At 29.8% G+C, this 23,046-nt stretch carries 18 protein-coding genes; 1 reads left to right on the top strand and 17 read right to left on the bottom strand.

The window, feature by feature from the left end:
- Positions 1-13: 13 nt before the first annotated feature.
- From BR66_RS0106645 to BR66_RS0106635, 3 genes are read right to left on the bottom strand one after another with little or no spacing between them, the layout of a single operon-like run.
- A complete protein-coding gene (locus BR66_RS0106645) occupies positions 14-853 on the bottom strand; it encodes a carbohydrate ABC transporter permease (RefSeq protein ID WP_026882211.1) in 840 nt (279 codons plus the stop codon).
- On the bottom strand, positions 850-1,740 hold the full coding sequence (locus BR66_RS0106640; RefSeq protein WP_035795623.1) for a carbohydrate ABC transporter permease: 891 nt from the start codon (positions 1,738-1,740) through the stop codon (positions 850-852). The genes BR66_RS0106645 and BR66_RS0106640 overlap by 4 nt, the downstream gene beginning before the upstream one ends.
- A 24-nt stretch (positions 1,741-1,764) precedes the next feature.
- Positions 1,765-3,162 (bottom strand): ABC transporter substrate-binding protein, encoded by a 1,398-nt coding sequence (locus BR66_RS0106635; RefSeq protein WP_026882209.1) that lies wholly within the window; start codon positions 3,160-3,162, stop codon positions 1,765-1,767.
- Positions 3,163-3,510: 348 nt separating this feature from the next.
- Here BR66_RS0106635 and BR66_RS0106630 point away from each other — a divergent pair, with 348 nt between their 5' ends.
- The gene (locus BR66_RS0106630) at positions 3,511-4,272 is read left to right on the top strand and encodes an MBL fold metallo-hydrolase (protein ID WP_341350062.1); all 762 of its coding nucleotides are present in this window, start codon (positions 3,511-3,513) and stop codon (positions 4,270-4,272) included.
- A 5-nt stretch (positions 4,273-4,277) separates the two neighbouring features.
- Here BR66_RS0106630 and BR66_RS23295 read toward each other — a convergent pair whose 3' ends face one another.
- The 14 genes from BR66_RS23295 to BR66_RS0106560 all read right to left on the bottom strand — a co-directional run bounded on the left by BR66_RS23295 (position 4,278) and on the right by BR66_RS0106560 (position 22,838).
- The gene (locus tag BR66_RS23295; protein ID WP_051624129.1) at positions 4,278-6,329 is read right to left on the bottom strand and encodes an HD domain-containing phosphohydrolase; all 2,052 of its coding nucleotides are present in this window, start codon (positions 6,327-6,329) and stop codon (positions 4,278-4,280) included.
- A 196-nt stretch (positions 6,330-6,525) separates the two neighbouring features.
- Positions 6,526-7,938 (bottom strand): glycoside hydrolase family 1 protein, encoded by a 1,413-nt coding sequence (locus tag BR66_RS0106620; RefSeq protein ID WP_026882207.1) that lies wholly within the window; start codon positions 7,936-7,938, stop codon positions 6,526-6,528.
- A gap of 22 nt (positions 7,939-7,960) precedes the next feature.
- Positions 7,961-9,886, bottom strand: coding sequence for a beta-glucoside-specific PTS transporter subunit IIABC (locus tag BR66_RS0106615; RefSeq protein ID WP_026882206.1), 1,926 nt, complete (start codon positions 9,884-9,886; stop codon positions 7,961-7,963).
- A 160-nt stretch (positions 9,887-10,046) separates the two neighbouring features.
- The gene (gene licT, locus BR66_RS0106610) at positions 10,047-10,883 is read right to left on the bottom strand and encodes a BglG family transcription antiterminator LicT (RefSeq protein ID WP_026882205.1); all 837 of its coding nucleotides are present in this window, start codon (positions 10,881-10,883) and stop codon (positions 10,047-10,049) included.
- Positions 10,884-11,097: 214 nt separating this feature from the next.
- Positions 11,098-12,849 (bottom strand): methyl-accepting chemotaxis protein, encoded by a 1,752-nt coding sequence (locus BR66_RS0106605; RefSeq protein WP_035795620.1) that lies wholly within the window; start codon positions 12,847-12,849, stop codon positions 11,098-11,100.
- Between the two features lie 217 nt (positions 12,850-13,066).
- Positions 13,067-14,992 carry an FtsX-like permease family protein gene (locus BR66_RS0106600; protein WP_026882203.1) on the bottom strand — a complete coding sequence of 642 codons (1,926 nt, stop codon included), beginning with the start codon at positions 14,990-14,992 and terminating at the stop codon, positions 13,067-13,069.
- Between the two features lie 22 nt (positions 14,993-15,014).
- A complete protein-coding gene (locus BR66_RS0106595; RefSeq protein ID WP_026882202.1) occupies positions 15,015-15,785 on the bottom strand; it encodes an ABC transporter ATP-binding protein in 771 nt (256 codons plus the stop codon).
- Positions 15,786-15,941: 156 nt separating this feature from the next.
- Positions 15,942-16,823: a sensor histidine kinase gene (locus tag BR66_RS0106590; RefSeq protein WP_162174143.1), complete on the bottom strand. Its 882-nt coding sequence runs from the start codon at positions 16,821-16,823 to the stop codon at positions 15,942-15,944.
- A 146-nt stretch (positions 16,824-16,969) separates the two neighbouring features.
- On the bottom strand, positions 16,970-17,644 hold the full coding sequence (locus BR66_RS0106585; protein WP_026882200.1) for a response regulator transcription factor: 675 nt from the start codon (positions 17,642-17,644) through the stop codon (positions 16,970-16,972).
- 68 nt (positions 17,645-17,712) lie between these two features.
- The gene (locus BR66_RS0106580; protein ID WP_026882199.1) at positions 17,713-18,807 is read right to left on the bottom strand and encodes an ABC transporter permease; all 1,095 of its coding nucleotides are present in this window, start codon (positions 18,805-18,807) and stop codon (positions 17,713-17,715) included.
- Between the two features lie 2 nt (positions 18,808-18,809).
- The gene (locus BR66_RS0106575; protein WP_026882198.1) at positions 18,810-19,973 is read right to left on the bottom strand and encodes an ABC transporter permease; all 1,164 of its coding nucleotides are present in this window, start codon (positions 19,971-19,973) and stop codon (positions 18,810-18,812) included.
- 2 nt (positions 19,974-19,975) lie between these two features.
- Entirely contained in the window at positions 19,976-20,914 is a 939-nt protein-coding gene (locus BR66_RS0106570; protein ID WP_026882197.1) for an ABC transporter ATP-binding protein, read from the bottom strand.
- A 93-nt stretch (positions 20,915-21,007) separates the two neighbouring features.
- Positions 21,008-21,667 (bottom strand): response regulator transcription factor, encoded by a 660-nt coding sequence (locus tag BR66_RS0106565; RefSeq protein ID WP_026882196.1) that lies wholly within the window; start codon positions 21,665-21,667, stop codon positions 21,008-21,010.
- Positions 21,654-22,838, bottom strand: a complete 1,185-nt coding sequence (locus tag BR66_RS0106560) for a sensor histidine kinase (RefSeq protein WP_026882195.1) — start codon at positions 22,836-22,838, stop codon at positions 21,654-21,656. Before BR66_RS0106560 ends, BR66_RS0106565 begins: the two co-directional genes overlap by 14 nt.
- Between the last annotated feature and the right edge of the window lie 208 nt (positions 22,839-23,046).

The following is a 23,046-nucleotide window of genomic DNA, read 5'->3' as shown; positions in this document are numbered from 1 at the left end:
GTAGCAATATATTTTATTTGATTGATCCTGCGGTAATTCCTCCAATAATATTTCTTTGGAATACCATATAAACAATAATTATAGGCACCATAGAAGCTATATAAAGTGCAAACATAGGTCCATAGTTCATCTGATTTGCTGAAACATAATTATATTGAAATAGTGGAATAGTCCACTGTGCATTGTCTCCTCCAAGTATAAGGAAAGGCAATAAAAAATCATTCCAGATCCACAATGCATTTAAGATTATGATAGTTGCATTTATAGGCTTTAGAAGAGGGAATACCACACTTACATAAGTTTTTAACTTTCCGCAGCCATCAATAGCTGCTGCTTCCTCTAGTTCTATTGGTAAATTTGCCTTCATATAACCTATATACAAAAACATGGTTTGGGGAACTGCAAGGGCCACATATATAAATATAAGTCCTAGCTTATTCATAGCATGTAGCCTGGCAGCTACTGTAGTAAGTGGAAGCATAAAAACTTGAAACGGAACAAATAATCCTAAAAGACATACATAATGTATCACTTTGAAAAATTTACTACTCTTATTTCTTACTATGGCATAAGAACCAAGTGGAACGAACAACACTATAAGAATCACAGAAAGTACTGTCATTTCTACGGAATTAAGAAAATATCCACTAAAGCCTGAGCTGAAAACAGTTTTGTAGTTTTGAGTTAGCAAATGTTTGGGAAAACTAAAAAAATTGGCGATAGTCTCCTGTCCTGTTTTAAAAGAGCCGATTAAAGTTAAATATATAGGTATACATATCAAACATAAAGCACCAATTATCAATATAATATAAGTTAATGCATTGATTTTAACATTTTTTTTATTGTTTTTCATTGCTCCACCTCATATTTACTTGAAATTTTAATCTGAATAATTGAAATAACAATTATAACAACAAATAAAAGTGTTCCCATAGAATTTGCATAGCCAAATCTAAAACTGTTTATTGCATCATTGTATAAAAGCAAACCTATGGACTGTGTTCCAAGGCTACCATAAGTTAATGCAATAATCTGATCAAAAGCAAGCAATCCAGATTTTAAAGCTAAAATAAATACAAGACTAAGAGATGGTAATAAATATGGGAATTTAATTTTGAAAAACACTTGAGCGGGAGTTGCACCATCGATTGAAGCTGATTCAATTACATCCCTTGGAACGCTCATAAGTCCTGTCAAAAATAGAAGTATTGGTAATGCAACCCCCTGCCAAAGCATTACAAATGCAATTGCAATAAATGCACCTGTATGGTTTGAAAGTGGATTTAGCTTTAAGAAGTTTATATTTAGCGAATTACCAATCTGAGGAATTCCATATTGAAATATTTGGCTAAAAATCAAACTTACAGTTATACCACTTAGTACTGCTGGGAAAAAATAGACTGTTCTAAAAAAACCGTTGCCTCTTATTTTTCTCTCCAAAAGAACCGCAATCCCAACTCCTATTACTACTTCAAAAGATATAAGAATCGCAGCAAGTTCTATAGTGAACGATGTGCTTTGTAAAAATACTTTATCTGAAAACAAATTTATATAATTTTTTAAGAATATAAAGTGTTTTATTTTAGATATTCCGTCCCAACTTGTAAAACTAATAAGGATACCTTGGACCATAGGATACATAAAAAATACTAAATACAATATCATCATTGGTGCTATAAATACGTATTTCCAATATTTATTTATAAATCTTTCAATCCAATTATCATCAACTGACTTCATTTACTCTCCCCCTCAATAATTCCTCTAATTTTCATTTGACATCTGTTTTTCCACATCAAAATACTGATTTAAACTATTATATAAATTACTTTTACTTTTAGTTTTTAGAAAATCTATAGTAAGCGTCTGTATTTGTGTTTCACCTTGTTTCCAATATTGATGAATCCAAGGTACATGATGCTTAGAATCCATAAACAAATTTGTTATACCCTGAAGTTCTGGCGTTTTGCCTGCGGTTTGAATTCCCTTAACAGTAGTTTTATTTCCATCAACATTATAATATTTTTGGTATACACTAGATTTTGTGAGATAGGCTAAAAAAGCAGTTACTGCTTTCATATTTTTAGGGTTTTTACTCACAGATAATGATAAATCCGCAGTAGAAATTATTGTCTGGTTATTAGCCGTAGTCCCGGGAAATGCCATTGTCCTTATACTATCCTTTGGATTTGCCTGTCTTATTAATGGCAAAGAAAAAGTTCCAGCTGGAAAAATAAGACCTTGTTCTTTAACTAAAGAAGTTATGGCATCCGCTGCTTTAGCTGTACCATAGTTATTTTGTGAATTATTTGCAACAAAGGTAAGGATATCAGATACTTTATTAAAAGCTGAATCATATCCATTTGACTCCATTGTAGATAATTTCTTGCCATTCACTGTTAATTCATATTTTCCAACTTGCCCTTTTGGAGAATTTAGAAAATATTTATTTGTATTAGCTGTACCCTCTAAGACCTGTTGCCAAAGTGCCTCGTGTAGTCCATGAATTAGATAAGGATCTGAGCCGCTTAAATTAAATAGTGATAAGTTGTTAACACCTATTTTTTTATCTGCTAGTACTTTGACAGCTAATCTTTTCATATCATCCCAAGTTTTTGGTAAATAGTCTCCATTTTTATCAACATCTTTTTCTGTTTTACCATATAGTTCTGGCTTGTCATATCCATACTTATGAAATAAAGTAGCATTATAATAAAATGCTTCTGCTGAAAAACTAAAAGGTATTGTATAATAGTGTTCCTTACCACTTTTATCCTTAACTCCATACATATTTAGAGCTGTTTTATCTATTTTATTTAGAGCTGACAGATCAGTAATATCTTTAAGCTTTCCTTCATTAAGAAATATATTGTAGGCAGTTTGCCCTGGATAAACTTGAAATATATCTGGAGCAATATCATTTCTAACACGATCATTTATTATAGTTGCTGGGTTTGAAGGTGATTCAACCTTTACTTTATATCCAGTTTGTTTTTGAAAATCAGAGGCTATTTGGTTAAAAGTATCCAGCATTTCAAACTTTTCAACAAAAAAATCAACATCATAATTATTACTAGATGTATTAATACATCCAACATTTACAAAACACATACAGACAATGACACCTAGCAGACATAATTTTTTCATCAATTTTATTTTCATTTTTCCCCTCCTAAATGAATAATTGTGATATTTTTAAGCATTAATTTTGCTTTTCATAATTGGCTTCTTGCATTTTAATCCAAAGTTTCTTTATAAAATGAGTTTAAAAAGTATTTATAGTTTTAGTTCTGCAAATCAAGGAAACGGTTACATTGGAATTAGGATATTTGAAAACATAAGTATTTTTTGGCTTGTCCATTGTGAAATTAGATAAATTAATAGAAATTTCATTGACAAACTTATAGTAAAATATTAATCTTAAAATAATAATATTTGTATTATATATATAATTCTCAATAATAAAATAGAACATAGTAAAGATAATAGGAGGTGAACCGAAACTCTAATTTGAGTTTTGGAATAAATATGAAAATTGCCAAGGGACTTGAAATGCTTGAGATTCATGGTAGCATGTTTGGAAATCCTGGAGTTTTTCATCCCACTCTAATTTGGGATGATTCAGAAGTTGTACTTGTTGACACTGGACTACCTGGTCAGCTAGAACTAATACGTGAAGCTGTAGAAAAAGCAGGTGTTTCTTTTGACAGCATAAGCAAAATAATTATTACTCACCAAGATATGGACCATATTGGAAGCCTATCAGCCATAGTTAGAAATTCAATCAGAGATGTAGAGGTTTTTTCACATGAAGTTGAAAAACCATATATACAAGGAGATTTAACACCTATAAAAATGACTCCACAGCGAATTGCGCAGCAAGAAATTATGTTAAATAAGCTTCCGGAAGAAAAACGTAATGAGATAACAAAAATATTTTCTAATTTATCAGCTAAAGTAGATATTACTGTTGAAGATGGACAACTACTTCCATTTTGCGGAGGCATAGAGGTGATATTTACTCCAGGTCATACACCAGGACATATATCCCTCTATCTAAAAAAACACAAAACTCTGATAACTGGTGATGCTCTAAATGTTATTGAGGGTAAGTTATGCGGTCCTAACCCTCAATTTACAAATAATATGGAGGAAGCTGTGGCATCATTAAAAAAACTTTCCAAATATGATATAGAAACAGTAATATGTTATCATGGTGGCCTTTATAGTGATAATGCTAATAATCGAATAAAAGAATTATTCTCTGTTTAATTATTTTATTCAAGTTTTCCATTTATCAAAATATCAATAAATATTTTTGCTAAATCTGGATCAAACTGAGTGCCAGAATTTTTTATTATTTCGTTAATTGCATCTTGTTTTAACATTCCTTTTCTATAAGCTCGGTCTTCTGTCATAGCATCATATGAATCTGTAAGGGCAAGTATACGTGAAAGCAGTGGTATGTTTTCGCCACTTAGCCCTTGTGGATAACCTTTTCCATCAAAACGTTCATGATGTGTAAGAATATAATTTGCAACAGGCATTAATTCTTGAGATGCCATAGCAATTCTATAACCAACTTCAGAATGTTTTTTCATCTCAATCCATTCCAAATCAGTCAATTTCCCTGGTTTATTTAAAATTTGATCATCAACACCAATTTTCCCAATATCGTGTAGCATACAAAATAGCTCTAACGTATCTAATTGTTCATCTGTTAGGCCAATGGCATTTCCTATTGCTTTTGAAAGTTTTATGAGCCTTTTAGCATGTTCTTCCGTTTCTTGGCTTTTTGCAAATAATGCACTTTGCATAGATGATATTATTGAACTATGAAAACTTCTACTTTCTAAAAGTTTTCTGTTATACATATGATCTTCAGCAATCTTAAATATACTATCAAGTGATTCGTTTATATTGGTCTTTGTTGCCGCTCCTAAGGAAATACTTATATGATATAAGTCTCCAACCTTTTTTTTATTATATTCTTCACATGCTAATTTAACCTTTTTAATAATTCTATCTGCAACTTCACTAGATGTTTTAGGCAATAATATATTGAATTCATCTCCACCAATTCTTGCTATAATATCACTTTTACGACAATTTTCCTCTAATATTTTTGCTATAGTCACTAGAAGTTTATCCCCTTGAGCATGTCCTAAAGAATCATTTATTATTTTTAATCCATTGATATCTCCCGCAATTACGGACATTGGTAGATTAGTTTCAGTATCAAAACCTTCTTTTTCATTTTGGAAAAATGTTCGGTTATATAATCCTGTTAAACTATCATGATAACTTAGGTGTAAAATTTTCTCTTCTCGCTTTTTCCGTTCAGTAATATCATGATAATTTATCAATATTCCTTTTATATTAGAATCTTTCATCAAATTAACGGCTGTTACTTCTATATATTTAATCTGGCCATTTTCCATTATATACCTAGTTTCCATGGTTTTTTTCAATTTTGGAGTTTTAATAACACTTTCAATGTTCCCTTTAATAATCTTAGCATCTTCAGGGTGAATTCTATCCCATAATAGTTTATTAGAAATGTCCTTTGAAATAACTCCTAACCGTTCCTCCAGATTGTGACTATTATATTTAATAATTCCGTTTTCATCTATAATTATTATAACATCAGATATATTGGCTATCACCGCTTTATGCTTAATCTCACTTGCCGCAAATAATTTTTTTGACTTTTTAATGAGTCTAGTTTGATTTTCTAATCCACTGTATATTGTATTCATCAATGAAAGCAACGCAATTCCACATGCCTGAGAAGTTACTACATTAATAACCCATACATCTCTGTATGTTTCCATCTCTGTCCCATAAAAATACCCATTCATTAATAATATAGTTAACCCTATAAAAATTATTATATTAATAGTCAAAAACTTCAAAATTTCTTTTTTTTCCAGTAAACATCCTGCAAGAATCAATGAAAAAAACACACAAATCATACCACCACCCATTAAACCTGTGGTAATTAGTAATAATAAACTTATTAAATATAATGCTAAATTAATAAAAATTTTTCGGAATTTTATGCTCAAAGATTTTCGAGTGACAACTATTACAATTATAATGTATATTATAATTTCAACTACTCCATATATTGCTTTTCCACTGCTGTAAAACATATATGAACCATAAATCATTAATATAGCACCAAAGGTAATCATAGCTTCAGATATAATTAGAAAAATCCTATTTTTCCAATATTTTAGTGTATCTTTATTTGATATTATATGGTCATCTTGAAGTAATATTTTATTAAAAAACCCTCTGGCCTTTTCCATAATCATATTGCCCATATTTTTACACCTCCACTATTTTCATCAGTATATTACATATATCGATGAAATACAACATCAAAACTTATATTCTTACATTTTGTGCTAAAATAAAATTCAATTGTTTTACAAACTTGATTTTTAATCAAAAAACATAGAAGCTAATTCCCATTAATTTTCTTCATGGGATTAGCTTCTATGTTTTAAAATATTGATTTTATATTAGGTTCTTACCGTTACTTGCAATTACTTCTTTATACCAATTAAAACTTTTCTTCTTATATCTGTTTAAAGTGCCTGTTCCATCATCATTACGATCTACATATATGAACCCATATCGTTTCCTAAGTTCTGCAGTTGATGCACTTACAAGATCAATACATCCCCAAGTAGTGTATCCCATTACTTCTACCCCATCTTCTATTGCTTCACCTACTTGTAGCAGATGATCATTTAAATACTTAATTCTATAATCATCAATCACTGTTTTATTGCCATTTTCATCCACTACTAGTTTATCAACAGCACCTAGTCCATTTTCAACAATAAATAGTGGCTTTTGATATCTATCATACAAAAGATTTAGAATATACCGTAATCCCTGTGGATCTATTTGCCATCCCCATTCCGAAGCCTGAAGATATGGATTAGCAACACCAGAAATTATATTTCCCGTTGAAGCTTGCTTTTTTTCTGGGTCAACAGTAGCGCAAGAACTCATATAGTAGCTAAATGAAACAAAATCCACTGTATTTTTAAGTATAGCTTCATCTCCTGGCTCCATATGGATTTTAACATTATTTGATTTAAAGTATCTATCCATATATTTAGGATAAACTCCTCTTACCTGAACATCTGCAAAATACAAATTTTCTCTATCCTGCTTCATAGCTTCAAGCACATCACTTGGATTCGGCGTCAATGGGTAGTTTGGAACACCAAGAATCATACATCCAACCTGGGCCTTTGGCATGATTTCATGTCCGATCTTAACTGCAAGTGCACTGGCTACTAATTCATGATGAATTGCCTGATACAAATCCTGCTTAGTTAATTTTTCTTTATCAGTAAATATACCACCACTCATATATGGTTGATGTAATACTGAATTTATTTCATTAAAAGTAAGCCAATATTTAACCTTATCCTTATATCTTGCAAAAATTGTTCTCACATAGTTTTCAAAAAATCCTATTAGCTTACGATTTACCCAACCATCATAATTCTTAGATAGGGCAAGAGGAGTCTCATAATGAGAGATTGTAACCAGTGGTTCAATTCCGTATTTTCTACATTCATCAAATAAGTCATCATAAAATTGTAAGCCTTTCTCATTAGGAGCTTTATCATCACCATTTGGGAATATTCTAGACCAAGCAATAGATGTTCTAAATGTTTTAAATCCCATTTCAGAAAATAATTTAACATCCTCTTTGTATCTATGATAAAAATCTATACCTATTAATTTCATATTATCTTTTGTTGGCTCTTTTGTAAGAGGTCCAAATATACCTTTTGGTGCAATGTCTTGGGTTGATAAACCTTTACCATCCTCATTGTATCCACCTTCACATTGATTGGCTGCTACCGCACCACCCCATAAAAATCCTTTTGGAAAAGTCTTTGACATTTTTACATCGCTTCCTTTGAATTTATTTAATAACCTTAATCAATTCATCTTTTTCTTCTACCTTTTTATCAATAATAGACACAATATCTTTATATTTAACTGAATTAGTAACAATTACTGGTGTGATAACTTCATATCCTGCTTTTTCAATAGCTTTTATATCAAATTCTATTAGCAGATCTCCAACTTTAACTTTATCATCTTTTTTCACATGGGCTATAAAATATTTGCCTTCTAATTTTACTGTATCTAAACCAATATGGATTAAAATTTCTGTGCCATCCTCTGATGTAAGTCCAATTGCATGTTTTGTATTAAACAACGCCGTAACTTCACCATTTACTGGTGATACTACTCTGCCTTTAGAAGGTATTATGGCTACACCTTTTCCCATGATTTCTTCTGAAAAAGTAGCATCATTCACTTGGCTTAGTGCTACTGCTTTTCCTTCTATTGGTGAAAGAATTAAAGAATTAACTATTTTAGAGTCTCTGTCTTCGTTAATGAATGCTGCATTTTCTCCATTTTCTTGTGATTCATCTACATCTTTTGTGTCCGGTTCCTCATCTTGCTCCTCATCATATATTGTATCATCAAATCCAATAATCCAAGTTGCTATAAATGCTACAACTACGGAAATCGCCACTGTAATGAGAGCATTAATAAAGTTTGAACCACCATGTTTAGGGATGAACTGAGCAATTGATGCTAGCGCAGGCGTTGCAAATACATAAGCTTTAAGTCCCGTAACTCCTGAGTAAATACCTGCTACTCCACCTGCAATAACACATGCAATCATTGGTCTTTTTAAACGAAGTGTAACTCCATACATAGCTGGTTCTGTTACACCTGCTATTATTGCTGAAACACCTGAAGCACTTGCTACTTGTTTCAACTTTTTATTTTTTGTTTTTAATCCAACAGCGATACATGCTGCTCCTTGTGCCAGATTAGACGCAAGCATTGCAACAAGAAGAAGTCCATCGTATCCTGGATTTGCTAAATTGCTTATTGTAGTTGGAACTAGTGCCCAATGCATACCTGTCATAACAATGAATGGCATAAAAGCTGATAATAATATAACAGCTGCCCATCCTGCTTTAGCATAAATTAAATACATACCTGTAGACAAACCTTTTCCAATAATTGCACCTATTGGTCCAACTACAATTAAAGCTATAGGAGCAGCAATTAATAAAATAAGCATAGGTTTTAAAAAACTTTTTAAGAAAGATGGTGTAATTTTATCTGCAAATTTTTCAATATATGACATTACCCAAACAATCATAATAACTGGAATAACTGAATAGGTATACGTTGCTGCTGTAACTGGAAGTCCAATAAAAGAAATTGGCTTGCCTGCCGTAACTAAAGCTATAAAACTAGGATGTACCATGACTGTAACTACTGCTAGTGCCAAATATTCGTTGGTATTAAACTTTTTAGCAGCTGATACAGCAAGTAGTACCGGAAGAAAATAAAATGCCGCATCACCTATTGTAGATAAAATAGTATATGTCTGACTTTTATCTGATAATGCATTGCTTAAAGTTAAAAGTACAACTACAACTTTAAGCATACCTGCACCCATAATAGCTGGAATGATTGGTGCCATACAACTTGATATAACATCTAATAATGTTGAGAAAATATTTTGTTTTGTCTTCTTAGATTTATTTGAAGTAGATACCTTTGAATTTTCAAAGTTACCTAGTTTTACTAATTCTTTATAACATTTATCCACGTCATTACCAATTATAATTTGATATTGACCGCCTTTTTTCATTATACCCATAACACCATTTATTTTTTTCACATCTTCATCTTTAACTAAACCTTCATCTTTTAAGTTGAAGCGAAGTCTTGTCATGCAATGCATCACACTACTAACATTATCCTCTCCACCTACTTTTTCTAAAATCTTTTTTGCTACTACTGAATAATCCATACTTTTTACCTCCACTTTATAATTTTTTTATGGAGTATAGCCTGTAATACAATTTCTGCTTACAGTAACAATCTCATATTTATAAAAAATACCTAAGCATATATAGAATGAGCTCTCATCTATAGACGCTTAGGTATAGCCTGCCTTACCAGTAACAATCCTATGTTTGTTTTGTAATTCTTCTAATATGCACTGTTAGGTACATCATTTCTTCTTCTGTTAATTTATGCTTAAATTCTTTTGAAACGTAAGCTGCAATTTTTTCAGTACATTCGTAGGTATCTTTATATTGCTTTTTAATCATTTCGCAAAAATTTTCATCATCGCTCTCTATTTCCTCTCCACTTATCATTCTTTGTGCAAAAAACTTAAGGTGAGTTATAAATCTTTCATAATTAAGTGAATATTCGTCTAAATCTATCTTATAATGATATTTTACAATACTTAAAATATTTTGTATAAGTTTAGTAACATAAAGTGTTTCATCCATGTTAGTAGAATTCAGTTCTGCATTTACAATGTGTAATGCAATAAATCCAGCTTCATCTTCTGGCAACTCTACTCCTAGTCGCTTTTTAATAATTTTCAAAGCTTCCATACCAATTAAAAATTCATGATTATAAAATCTTTTAGTTTCCCATAATAAAGCATTATGAAATCCCAAATTTTGTTTTAATCTTTCAATAGCAAAACTAATATGGTCTGTAAGGGTAATATAAATATTGTCATTTAACTTTTTACCAAGTGAATATTTCGCATAAGAAATAATTTCATTAGAAGCCTGAATATGATCCAATGGAATATCTGAGAGTAAAGTCATTAACTTATCAGATATATTCTTATTTTCAATTTTATAGATTTTTTCTATCTTCTTTTCATCAATGGGTTCTCCAGGCTTCTTTTGATAACCAAGACCACATCCCATAACAAGAACTTCTTTATCTTTATTATCAAAAGCTCGTACTAGATTGTTATTGATTATCTTATCTATTTTCATTGGTATTCCTCACTTATCATTAAGATTATAAAATAATTCGACAAAAAAAGGCCACACACTATAATAATAAAATATTATTAAAAAGTGGTATAGCCTGCTTTACCAGTAACAATCCATATAACAACTATTCTGTTTATATGTAAATGATATCATAAGCTAATATCACTGTCAATAACAATTACATTTGAAAAAATTATAGTTAGTATCTTTATTTCTACACATTAAACTTATTAGTTACATCTGTTAATACTTGAGCGGTTTCTGCTTGGCTTTGAGCAACTTTTGCTACTTCCGAAATAACATGAGTTATTTCATTTATATTATTAAGTATATCTTCAGTGCTAGTTGCAGATTCATTAGTTGTGGCTGATAGGTTTTCTATGGCAGCATTTGCTCCATCTATAACTTTTTTCATTTGTTTTGATGAAGTAGATATTCCACTCGCCATATTATTAACAAATTCTGCATCTTCCTCATATTGAATACCTGTAGTCATCAATAATTCATAACTTGGTTTCACACCGGTATCAAGGTATTCCAAAACCTCTTTTCCACTATTTGATAAATTATCAAATGCTCTTTCAATCTTATTTACCATGTTCTGAATATTTGTAACTGCTTGAGACGATTGTTCCGCAAGATTTCTCACCTCATCTGCGACTACTGCAAAGCCTCTACCCATTTCACCTGCCCTAGCAGCTTCAATGGCAGCATTTAATGCAAGTAAGTTTGTTTGTTCAGCTATTGCCCCAATAGAATCTGCCATTATAGTGACATCCTTAACTACTTTTCCATCATCAATAGCCTTTAATATATTTATTCGACTCTTTTCATATATTACATTTCCTTTTTCAATGTTTTCCTTAGCTTTTTCTTTGATTTCAGTGGCTCTTTTTTTAATTTCAATTGCAGAATTAAAACTTTCATCAGCTCTATTGATCAAATCAATTATTGTGTCGCCTATTTCTTCAGTTGATGCAGTAATTTCCTCAGTTGTAGCACTTAACTCTTGAATTCCCTTATTTACCTGTACAGTAGATTCATTAACCATATCCATTTTTGAAGAAACTTCTTCAGTTGTTGCAGATAGCTCTTCACTAGCTGCACTAATATCTCCAGAACCGTTCATTATCTCTGATATAAGAAGTTTCATATGATCTTTTGCATTATTTAATGCTCTTGCAAGATCTCCAACCTCATCTTTTGTGTTAATGTCTATGTTATTAGTTAAATCTCCATTTCCTAAATCTTTAGCGAAATTGACAACTTTCTTCAGTTCTTTTGAAATAGAGAGGGCTATTAAAAGTCCTAATATGATTGAGAAAAAAACTCCCAATATAGTAACTAATATTATAATCATTTTAGAAAAATTATAGGTTATGTTATTAGTTACATAGATTCCATCGGCATCTTTAGTAGCTGATTTTTTTAGTCCACCTAATCCTTCAAATAAAGCTGCTCTAGCCTTTGATGTTCCTGAAAGATTAATTTCTGCTGTTTTATAATCTCCTGCTACTCCAAATTCAACTACTTTTTTTCCAGTGGCTAAATATAGTTTAGATGATTTCTGAATTTCATCTATAATTTTTTTGTCGCTAGCACCATCTGCTTTGTTCTTGTATGCCCTTACACCTTCATTACTACTTTTTATTGTTGCAAATAAAGAACCATTTGTTTTAGTTAGATCATCTATCTCTTTAACAATCTCTTCATTTTCACCAGAATCTTTTCTTTCCTTATAAGCCATCTTAATTAAATCTGTTCTAATATTAGAATAATTTTCTGTTAAAGTGTTAACTTGTTGTATAGTCTTTAAATCATAGTCATGTAAAAGCGATGTATTTGCCTCTATTTTTTTCATATTGCTAGTTCCTATAAATCCTACAATTCCTATGAACATTGCTAGAAAAACAACTAATGAAACTAATTTAATCCATATCTTTAAATTTTTAAATAATTTTATCATATGTATTCCCCTTATTTTGTAAAATATTATATATATTATTATTTTATTATAATTACCATTAAACTTTTTTGTTTTTCTTTGCTCTATGATTAATTATCGTGCATTAATATGTATTCTTAACTGTAATTAGCTATGTAATATTTACAAATAAAAAAAGACTTGCCTCTTCAAATGAATTTTTAATCATTTTTCGACAAATCTCTTTTTTTATTCTCTACTATTTTACATCTACTATTTTCCAGTAAGAATTAACCGTTAATAAATAATATATTATATAAATCAGAGTATACACTCCTACAGTTATAAAAACGGGATATACTACACTTGAACCAAGTATACTTTGTAAAATTGTTAATGCAATAAGACTATGTGCTATCCCCACAACTAAAGGGAGTGCGAATATAAATGCCATTTGTTTTGCTATAGAAACTCGTATTTCTGATTTTTTTACGCCAATTTTTTTTAGAATATCATATCTTTCTTTATCATCACTGGCCTCAGAGAGCTGCTTAAAGAATATTATGCTTCCAGTACATATTAAAAATACAAACCCTATAAATGAAGCTAAAAATATTATAATTCCCAAACTAGTCATAGTGCCCCTATAAGACTCATAATATGATAATAACGTTCCTTTATTACCTAAAATATTTTTTATTTCTGATGTAAGTTTTTTGCTTTTCCTTTGATTTTCGATATCTATGAATGTGTATTTTAGCCCCTTATCTTTATCATATAATTTATTGTAAACTTCATCCGTTACAACTACAGTATCATGCATATATAAATCATTTTCGGTGATCTGATTCGTTAAAAGACCATCTTTAAAAGCTTTTATTTTTAATGGCATCACTTTTCCTGCTACCTTAAGTTCTATATTTTTGCCAACAGGACTCTCCATGAGTTTGTCAGAAAAAGTAACCATAAAAAACATAACTTGATCTGACTTTAAAGATATATTATAATTCACTCCCCTTGCTTTTGATAATTTTTTCATTGAGCTTTCTGATATAACAAATGATTTTGAGTTTTCTAATGAATTTGCCTTCACTTTTGATATATCAGGCCCTTTGCTATCTAAAATCAAAAATTCACTATTAGTAAAACTTTTCATTTTATTACTAGGATATTTATTTATGATTTGCTTAACTTGTTCATCCGTACTTTTGCCCTCACTCTTATAGGCATAACTAAAAGGTGTGAATTTATTTATACTGTTTATTTGAGCGTAATAAAGTGATGCTGCCGTCCCCATAGCAGTGATAGTTGTTGCACAAAGTATTGCTATAGTTGCTAAGGATCTTCCATTAGCTTTTATTCTATATAAAAGTTGAGAAGTTCCTATCATATTAAGCCCTCTAAAATATTCAACTTTGTTTTTTTTAGAAAACTTAACTAAAAATACTATAAATGAAGAGAAAAACATATAATTTCCAATTATTGTTATGACTAATATAACTGGCAATTTAGTCAAACTTTCAAATTTATATGTTAATGCCATATAATAACCCGTTCCAATAAAAATTATTGAAAGTACTGCTAATATTGCTGAAGCTTTAGGTTGTTTTTGTCCCACCTTGGCTGATTTGAAGAGTTCTATAAGCTGAAATCTATAAATTAGTGTATAAGAATGTAATGATGCTATAATAAATATAATTAAAAACACTATAATTGTGCTAATAATAGCTTTTAAAGATATAGAGAAATTAACATTTACATCAAAAGTCATAATATGAATTAAAATCATTACAAACAGCTTTGAAAATAAAGTTCCTATTAGTATACCTGCAACAAGTGCAACTGCTCCCATAACTAGATTTTCATAAAAAAGCATTCTTCCTATCTGCCTTTTCTTAACTCCAAGCATTGAGTATAAAGCTACTTCTTTTTTCCTTTTTTTAGTAAAAAAAGAATTTGAATACCATATAAACATAGCTACAAATACTGCTATAACAATGGATCCACCATTAAAAGCCGTACTTACACTCATAGAGTTAGCCGTTAACTCTGCAACCTGTTTATTGTACTCTATGGATGTAAATGTATAAAAAATCATTATACAAAATACCATGGATACAAAATATATTAAGTAGTTATGAAAATTTCTTTTTATATTTCTAAAAGTAATATTAAGTAAAGTCATACGTACATTTCCTCCTTTCTTTTTATTGTGTTATTTCATCTAAGTTACCACCTAAGGCAGACAATACATCTAATATCTTTTTAAAAAATTCTTTTCGTGAAATTGTGCCTTTAACTATCTCTGTAAATAATGAACCATCTTTTATAAATATTATTCGTTTGCAATAACTTGCAGCAAAAGCATCATGAGTTACCATCATAATTGTAGCTTTTTCGTTTTCATTTAAATCACTTAATGCCTGGAGTAGTTCGGCAGAAGATTTAGAATCCAAGGCTCCTGTTGGTTCATCAGCTAGTATAAGTTCTGGTTTAGTAATAATTGCCCTAGCCGCTGCTGCCCTCTGCTTTTGTCCTCCTGAAACTTCATAGGGATATTTATTAAATATATCCGTTATCCCTAATGTATTTCCTATAGTATTGGCTCGTTTTTCAATATCTTTTATATTCACTTTAGCAAGAGCTAGTGGAAGCACAACATTTTCTTTTAAGGTTAATGTATCAAGTAAATTAAAATCTTGAAATATAAAACCCAATTTGTCTCTTCTAAAAGAAGCAAGCTTGTCTTCGTTCATTTTTGCAATATCTTCTTTACCTATAGTTACTACCCCTGAAGTTGGCTTATCTATAGTTGATATAATATTTAACAATGTAGTTTTCCCTGCCCCTGAAGGTCCCATTATTCCAATAAACTCCCCTTCTTTTATCTCAAGGTTTATATCACTTAAAGCAGTATAAACATTTCCTCTTGAACCGTATATTTTTTTTAAATTTCTTGCAACTAATACATTTCCCATTTATATTTCCTCCTTAAAACTTTTGTTTCACTATAACCATATTTTATAACAAATCTAATACTGAATCCATTTCATAACATTACAAACCTAGCTACAAACTTACATTGTTGTAAGTTTTGCCTCAAAACTAAAAAAATAACACTACAAACCATATTTTTAGTTTGCAATGCTATAATAATCTAAAAGTTTTGGGAAATGAACTGTTACTCTAGTAAATTCAGAAGGCTTAGATTCTATAGTTATTTGGTGACCAAGCTTTGTAGCTAGGCTTTTGGATAGATAAAGTCCCATACCTGTTGCTTTAAAATTCTCCCTACCATTATATCCAGTAAATCCTTTATCAAAAACCCTATTAATATCCTCAGCCTTTATCCCAATTCCGTTATCTTCAATAATAAGCTGTTTTTCGCTATTCATCAATATTCCGCTGATTTTTATAAGTCCATTATTCTCTGTATATTTTAAAGAATTTGATAAAATTTGATCTATAATAAAAAAAAGCCACTTTTTATCCGAGTCTATGGTAAATTCCAAATTCTTCATCTCTATCTTTATTTTTTTCCCTATAAATTCTTTGGCATGTTTTTTTACAAGATTAATAATTAGTTTATTTATATTGATTTCATTTATCAAATAGTCCTTAGAAAAACTATCTAGCCGTGAATAGTATAGCGCCTGCTCAACATAATTTTCAATATAATCTATTTCATTTTCTAGGCTACTTAAGGTTTCCTCTTTGGACTTATACGTACTGTTTTCTATAACTAATCTACATACAGAAATAGGAGTTTTGATCTCATGAACCCAAGAATTCATAAAGTCTATATTTTCTTTTTTCACTTCGTGTAATTTATCAATTTCCAAATTGAATTCTGTATTGATTTTTACAAGAAGTTCCTCATATAAACTTTGTTCATTATTTAGAGGCCTTGGCAAAGAGTTAATAATATTGTGATTTTGGCTCTCTATACCGTATTTAAGGTCCTCATAATATTTTTTATTTTTTAAATACTCAAAAATTAGGTATATGACGAACATAATAAAACCTACAACATTCATATAAACTATATTCTGAATGTTTATTTTTACTTCATTATTAAAATATACTAAGGAAGAAATAAATAACAGCAATAGAAAATAAAATAGAATTAGAAATAATCTGTCCCTTAAAAAGCCTCTGAATTTCATAATATTATATAACCTTGCCCTTTTTTAGTTTTAATTAAACTGGCAAGTTCAATATCCTCCAATTTTTTTCGTAGCCTATTCACATTCACTGTAAGTGTATTGTCGTCAACAAAACTCTCATCTTCCCAAAGACTTCTCATAATTTTATCTCGACTTATTAAATTGCCATTATTTTTCATAAGCAAATACAAAATGCTGAATTCATTTCTGCTAAGTTCTATTCTTTTATCTTTAAAAAACACGCTGTCATCTTTCATGTTTAAAACAATGTTTTTATATTCAAGCACATTAGTTTCTGCATCTGCATATGAATAAGTTCTTCTTATCAATGCTTTTATTTTGGCCATTAATATCTCTAGGGAAAATGGTTTTTGAATAAAATCATCTCCACCCATATTAATTGCCATTATTACATCCATATTATTGTCTCTTGACGAAACAAATATAATTGGAACCTTTGATATTTCCCTTATTTTATTACACCAATAAAAGCCATCAAAGAATGGCAAATTTATATCCATAAGAACCAGGTGTGGCGAGCATTTTGAAAACTCCCCTAGCACCTGATTAAAGTTTTCAACCGCTACTGCCTCAAAGCCCCATCGCAGTATATTTTCTTGCAATATATTTTTTATCATCACATCATCTTCTACTATCATTATCTTGAACATGTGAAAACCCCACTTTACATATATAATTGGATACTTTTATTATACTATAAATAGAGTTCAAAGTTTTCTTACATCTTTTTAGCAAAGTTTGAATACCTAATACTGCCTGCACTGAAAAAAACTAAAGCTAGTAATAATAATACAAATACATTTGGAAATAATACTGATTTATCTATACTTCCTAATGCCCAATAAAATGGAGTAAACTTGCTTAGGGTAATTATTATTCTAGGAACCTTTGATGATGTTTCCCCTACTAGAGCTACAATATATAAGAAAAACATGGCCATTGATATCATATTTATAACAATTGATGCAACTCCTGGCTCTTTAAAAATTCTGATAATCATCACACCTAAGCTTACGGAAACCATACTCATTAACCCGATATTTAAAATCAAAATTCCGAAATTTTGAAAAGCTAATTTAAATAATACATCCATCACTATAAAAGATGCTAGAAACATAAACACTTGGACAATAACCATAGATATATAAATGCTTCCCATAATTTGGTATCCCTTATTATTAGTAGATAGAAATCTTTCTAATATTTTCTCTTTTCTTAGGGTTAATAAATCAATACTAATATTGGCAGAAAATGTGACTATAAAAAACATAATGAGAACTATAGGCATAAATCCATCAGAATCTAATACTCCAGGGCTTAAATTATACTGAACCCTTATAATATTATTATCTATTTCATTTTTATCCTTTATTATATTACTACTTTCTAGAATTTGAACCTTTACTAATTTGTTAAGCTTTTCTTCTAGTTGTGCTTCAAATACCTGCGTACTGTTTCCTTGTTCAAGTTTGTACGCTGTGACTTTTGGTTTTACCCCTTTATGAATTTTTTCAGTGAAATTATCTGAAATTACATATACAGCTACTACATTATAATTTTTAAGTTCCTTAATAGCTTTTTCTTTACTATCAAATACACTATTAACACCTAGTTCTTCTATTAGTCCTTTTCCTAAACTCCCCTTGTCTAAGTTTACAATAGCCACTTTTGCGTCTAACCCCTCACTACTATTATTGGTAAAAAATTGCACCATGCCTACAACTAATATGGGGACAATAAACATAATAACAATATTTTTATAATTCTTTAAATATTTTTTACAGTTAACAAAAATCATTCTCATAAATTTCATGTTTATTCCTCCCATCTAATTTTAACTTTTAATATGCTTATTATATAAAAAACAATAGATACTATAAACATCATTAACAAATATTGCAATATCTTGTCAAAAGAGTTAAAAAGCATACAATTTTTATATGCTCCTGAAACTATATTTCCCGGGGAAATCTTCGATAATATTGTAAATACCTTATTTGTTACTTCCTTTACAGGGATAAAAGCTCCACCAAATATAATCTCAATATACATAAATATTATAATTATAATATTAGAATTCTGTTTGTTTAAAAAAGCAATAATTATCCCTGATAAAGTTGTTATTAATAAACTTTGGCCTATTAATATAGCCAGTAAATTTAATGGATTTACCCCAATAAACGCAAGTCCAGCAATTGCAAAAGACAAAATATATACTGCTCCGTATATTAAACTTGCAATAAAAAATAATAATAAATCTAAATTAAAAAATGCTACTCTTGTAATTGGTGTAGAATTTAACCTTTTAAAGCATCCATTTTCCTTATCCAAATGGTATCCTGCTACACACCCCATTACCATCATAAAAATCATATAAGTCATCATTGATGCACCTTGGTTTTCAAAGGAAGTCAATGTTTTTTCACCTTTCATTAGATTGGTTTTTAAAGCAGTTTCAGAAGAAACTTTATTTATTTTACTACTAACATCATTAAATATTTTTTGTTTATCCTGTATATTTAAAGCTTCTATTTTTTTAGATATGGTTATTGCTTCTGTTAGACTTTTACCATACTGACTTATAATACTTTTAATTATTATCTCATTATTTCTAGAAACACGTTTTTTTTCGTCTACCTTTATGGTGCTTTGTTTAAGCTTATTTATACTACTTTCATACCCCTTAGGTATTGTTAAAACATATTCACCTTTATCAGTTAAATTAAATAGTTTTTTCACACCTCCAGTTTTAAATAATTCTCTAAAATTTTGTGAACCTTTACTATTATCTTCATCTATAATCCTAATATTAATCTTATCTATAGTTGTTTCAGGTTTAAAAACATCCCTTTGAAAGTACCCCATTCCTATGGATAATACCAAAGGAAATATTGCATACATCAGTAATACTACTTTCCATTGAGCTATTATAGCCTTAAATGTAACCTTTATAGTTGCTTTTACTCTCATCATAGCCATCTCTAATCCCTCAATTTCTTTCCAGTAAGTGACAGGAAAACTTCCTCTAAGGATGCTTCTTCTACATTAAAACTCTTTATTTTTTTGTTTTCCTTTGCTATCAGTGTAAGTAACTCTTGTAAATCAAAATTTAAATCGTCAAAAAAAATATTAATCTTATCTTCTATAATAAGACATTCTTTAACTCCTGATAATTCTTTTACCTTTAGAATAACTTCTTCACTAGAATCTTCTAGAGTGAGTTTAATGGTTCCATGAATACTTGCCATAGACTTAATTTCAGAAATAGATCCTGATGCAACCTCTTTTCCTTCATCCAAAATAAATATATTGTTACAAAGCTGCTCAACTTCCTCCATATAATGCGATGTATATATAATAGTTGTATTGTTTTCTTTGTTGATTTTTTTTACAAATTCAAAAATACAGTTTCTTGATTGAGGGTCAACTCCCACTGTGGGTTCGTCCATTATAAGCACTTTGGGTCTATGCATTATTGCTACAGCCAAATTTAATCTTCTTTTCATTCCACCAGAGAACTTTTTTACTTTTTCTTTTTTTCTATCACTTAGACCTGTAACTTCCATTGCCTCTTTAATTCTTTCCTTTAATAATCTTCCTCCTAGACCATAGAAGGCTCCAAAATACTCAAGGTTATCATAGGCTGATAATTGTTCCATAAGAGCAAGTTCTTGAGGTATAAGACCTAGCAATGCTTTGGCCTTCAATGAATCTTTTGAAATAGAATATCCTCCAATTTCGACTTCTCCACTATTTTCTTTAAGTAGTCCAGTCATTATATTTATTAAAGTTGATTTACCGGCTCCATTGGGACCTATTAAACCAAATATATCTCCTTCTTTTATTTCAAAGGATACATTATCTAAAACCAATTTATCACAGAATCTCTTTGTAACGTTTTTTACACTTATTTTGCTCAACAAAAATACCCCCTTAAACTTTCTAATTATATTGTAGAAAATTTAAGGGGGTATTCATAGGCCCATAAGTAACTATAATAATTACTTAAGTCACTATTCATCAGCTATATTGTTTTTAAATGCAAAAATAGTAAGTTGAGTTCTATCCCTAAGATCCAGCTTTGACAATATACAACTTATATTATTTTTAATAGTTCCTTCGGTTAGAAAAAGATTTTCTCCTATCTCCTTATTAGACAGTCCCCTTGCTATTTCTTTTATAATACTTATATCCTTAGAACTTAGATTGAATTTTATTTTAGTTTCACCTAGAGAATTTTTATTATTATATTTTATGTTTTCACTTATAATTTTTGATACTACCTCAGGATGAATAACAATATTTCCTTTTAAACAAGCTTTTATCCCCTCATATATCAAATCATAATCACTATCCTTTAAAATATAGCCTGAAGCTCCATATTTTAATGCATTATGAATATATTCCACGTCATTAAATGTAGTTAACATTAAAATCATTACCTTGGGAAACTCTTTTTTAATAAGTTTAGTTCCTAATACTCCATCACACTTTGGCATTCGTATGTCCATAAGAATAATATCAGGCTCATTTTCTCTACAAGCCATTAAAGCTTCTTCTCCATTTGAGGTAGTAGCAGTTATTTCAATATCATCATAGGTTTCAAGTATAATCTTTAAACCAGTTCTAACTAATTTTTCATCATCAGCTAGCATTACTTTAATTTTCCTCATTGCTATCCCCCCAAGAATAAATTTTAAGCTTTTCCTTTTTATCTAGATCTATTTTTACTAAAAATCCATCTTGCAGTTTAGTACTATATAAAAAAGTTCCTCCCAGTTCATTAACCCGCTGCCGCATGCTCTTAAGTCCAATTCCTTCAATTATTGTACCTGCTCCAATACCGTTATCCCTCAAGGAAACTGATAATTTCTCATCTTTAAATATCATCATTATTTGAACTGAAGTAGCTTTTCCATGCCTTACACTATTAACTAAAAATTCTTGAATTACTCTATATATTACAAAAGCTTGATCTGAATTTAAGGACCATTTTTCTTTAGTGAACGATAATCTCACATCTATACCTGCCATCTTTTGGAAGTTGTTTATAAGTTCCTCTATCATGAAAATCCCTTGGTATTTTTCAAAATCCTTAGGTTTAATTTCTCTCACTGCTTTTCTAACTTCATTGAGACTTTCTTGCACAAATTTTCTAAGATCTTTTGTTAATTGTTTTGAAACATGGCTATTTTTTTCAACAGTTCTTTCAATGGCACCTAGCTGAATTGCTATGGTTGAAAGTGCATGTCCAACACTGTCATGTATTTCTCTTGATATCCTATTTCTTTCCCTGAGCAGGGTAATTTCTTCAATGGAACTAGCATAAAGTTCTAAATCTCTATTAGCCTTTTTTAACTTTTCCTCGGAGATTCTAAGCTTATCGTATAAATCCTGTGCTCTAAGCTTTCTATGGTTTTCATCTACTACAAAATATAATATAGCTATAATAACTATTACTATTCCTATGTTTATAAATTTGAATTCTAAACTCTTATTTGCAGAAAAATAAATTGCTTCTAAAATTATTGCTACATTAAAAACACTTTTCCATGGATTTTCAAATAAAATATTGCTATCTATAGCTGCCAATATAAGATATGCACTAATGTATCCTCCAAGCCAATTATATGCTATAAAAATATATATTATTTCCACTATAAACGATATTATTTTTTCATAGTTTTTATCTAAAGAGAAGAATCTTAACTGATTATTTATTATGTATATAAATATACAGATTATCATAGCCGTAGTAATTGATTTGCCATTTATTATAATACCAATAATAATCATTAGAAGTAGGTAGTATCTAATGGCTGTTAGTAATGTTTTATTCCACATTTTTCCTCCATCCATAGTTATTTTATTTTACATCTAGATTTTTCTTAGAATTAATCCAGTTTAACTATGGTATGACCAAATATTAACATACTATTTATAAAAGTCAAACCGTTTTTTAGGTATCTGAAAAGAAATAACAAGCAAAATATACCAGAATGCTGACTTGTTATTTCTTTGATCATGCCTTATATTGTCAGCACTAAAAAAA

The organism is Clostridium akagii DSM 12554, assembly GCF_000686725.1.
In the GTDB taxonomy this organism is placed as follows: Bacteria; Bacillota; Clostridia; order Clostridiales; family Clostridiaceae; genus Clostridium_I; species Clostridium_I akagii.
The sequence above is the reverse complement of the archived record's forward strand: the minus strand, read 5'-3'. Positions and strand labels throughout refer to the sequence as shown.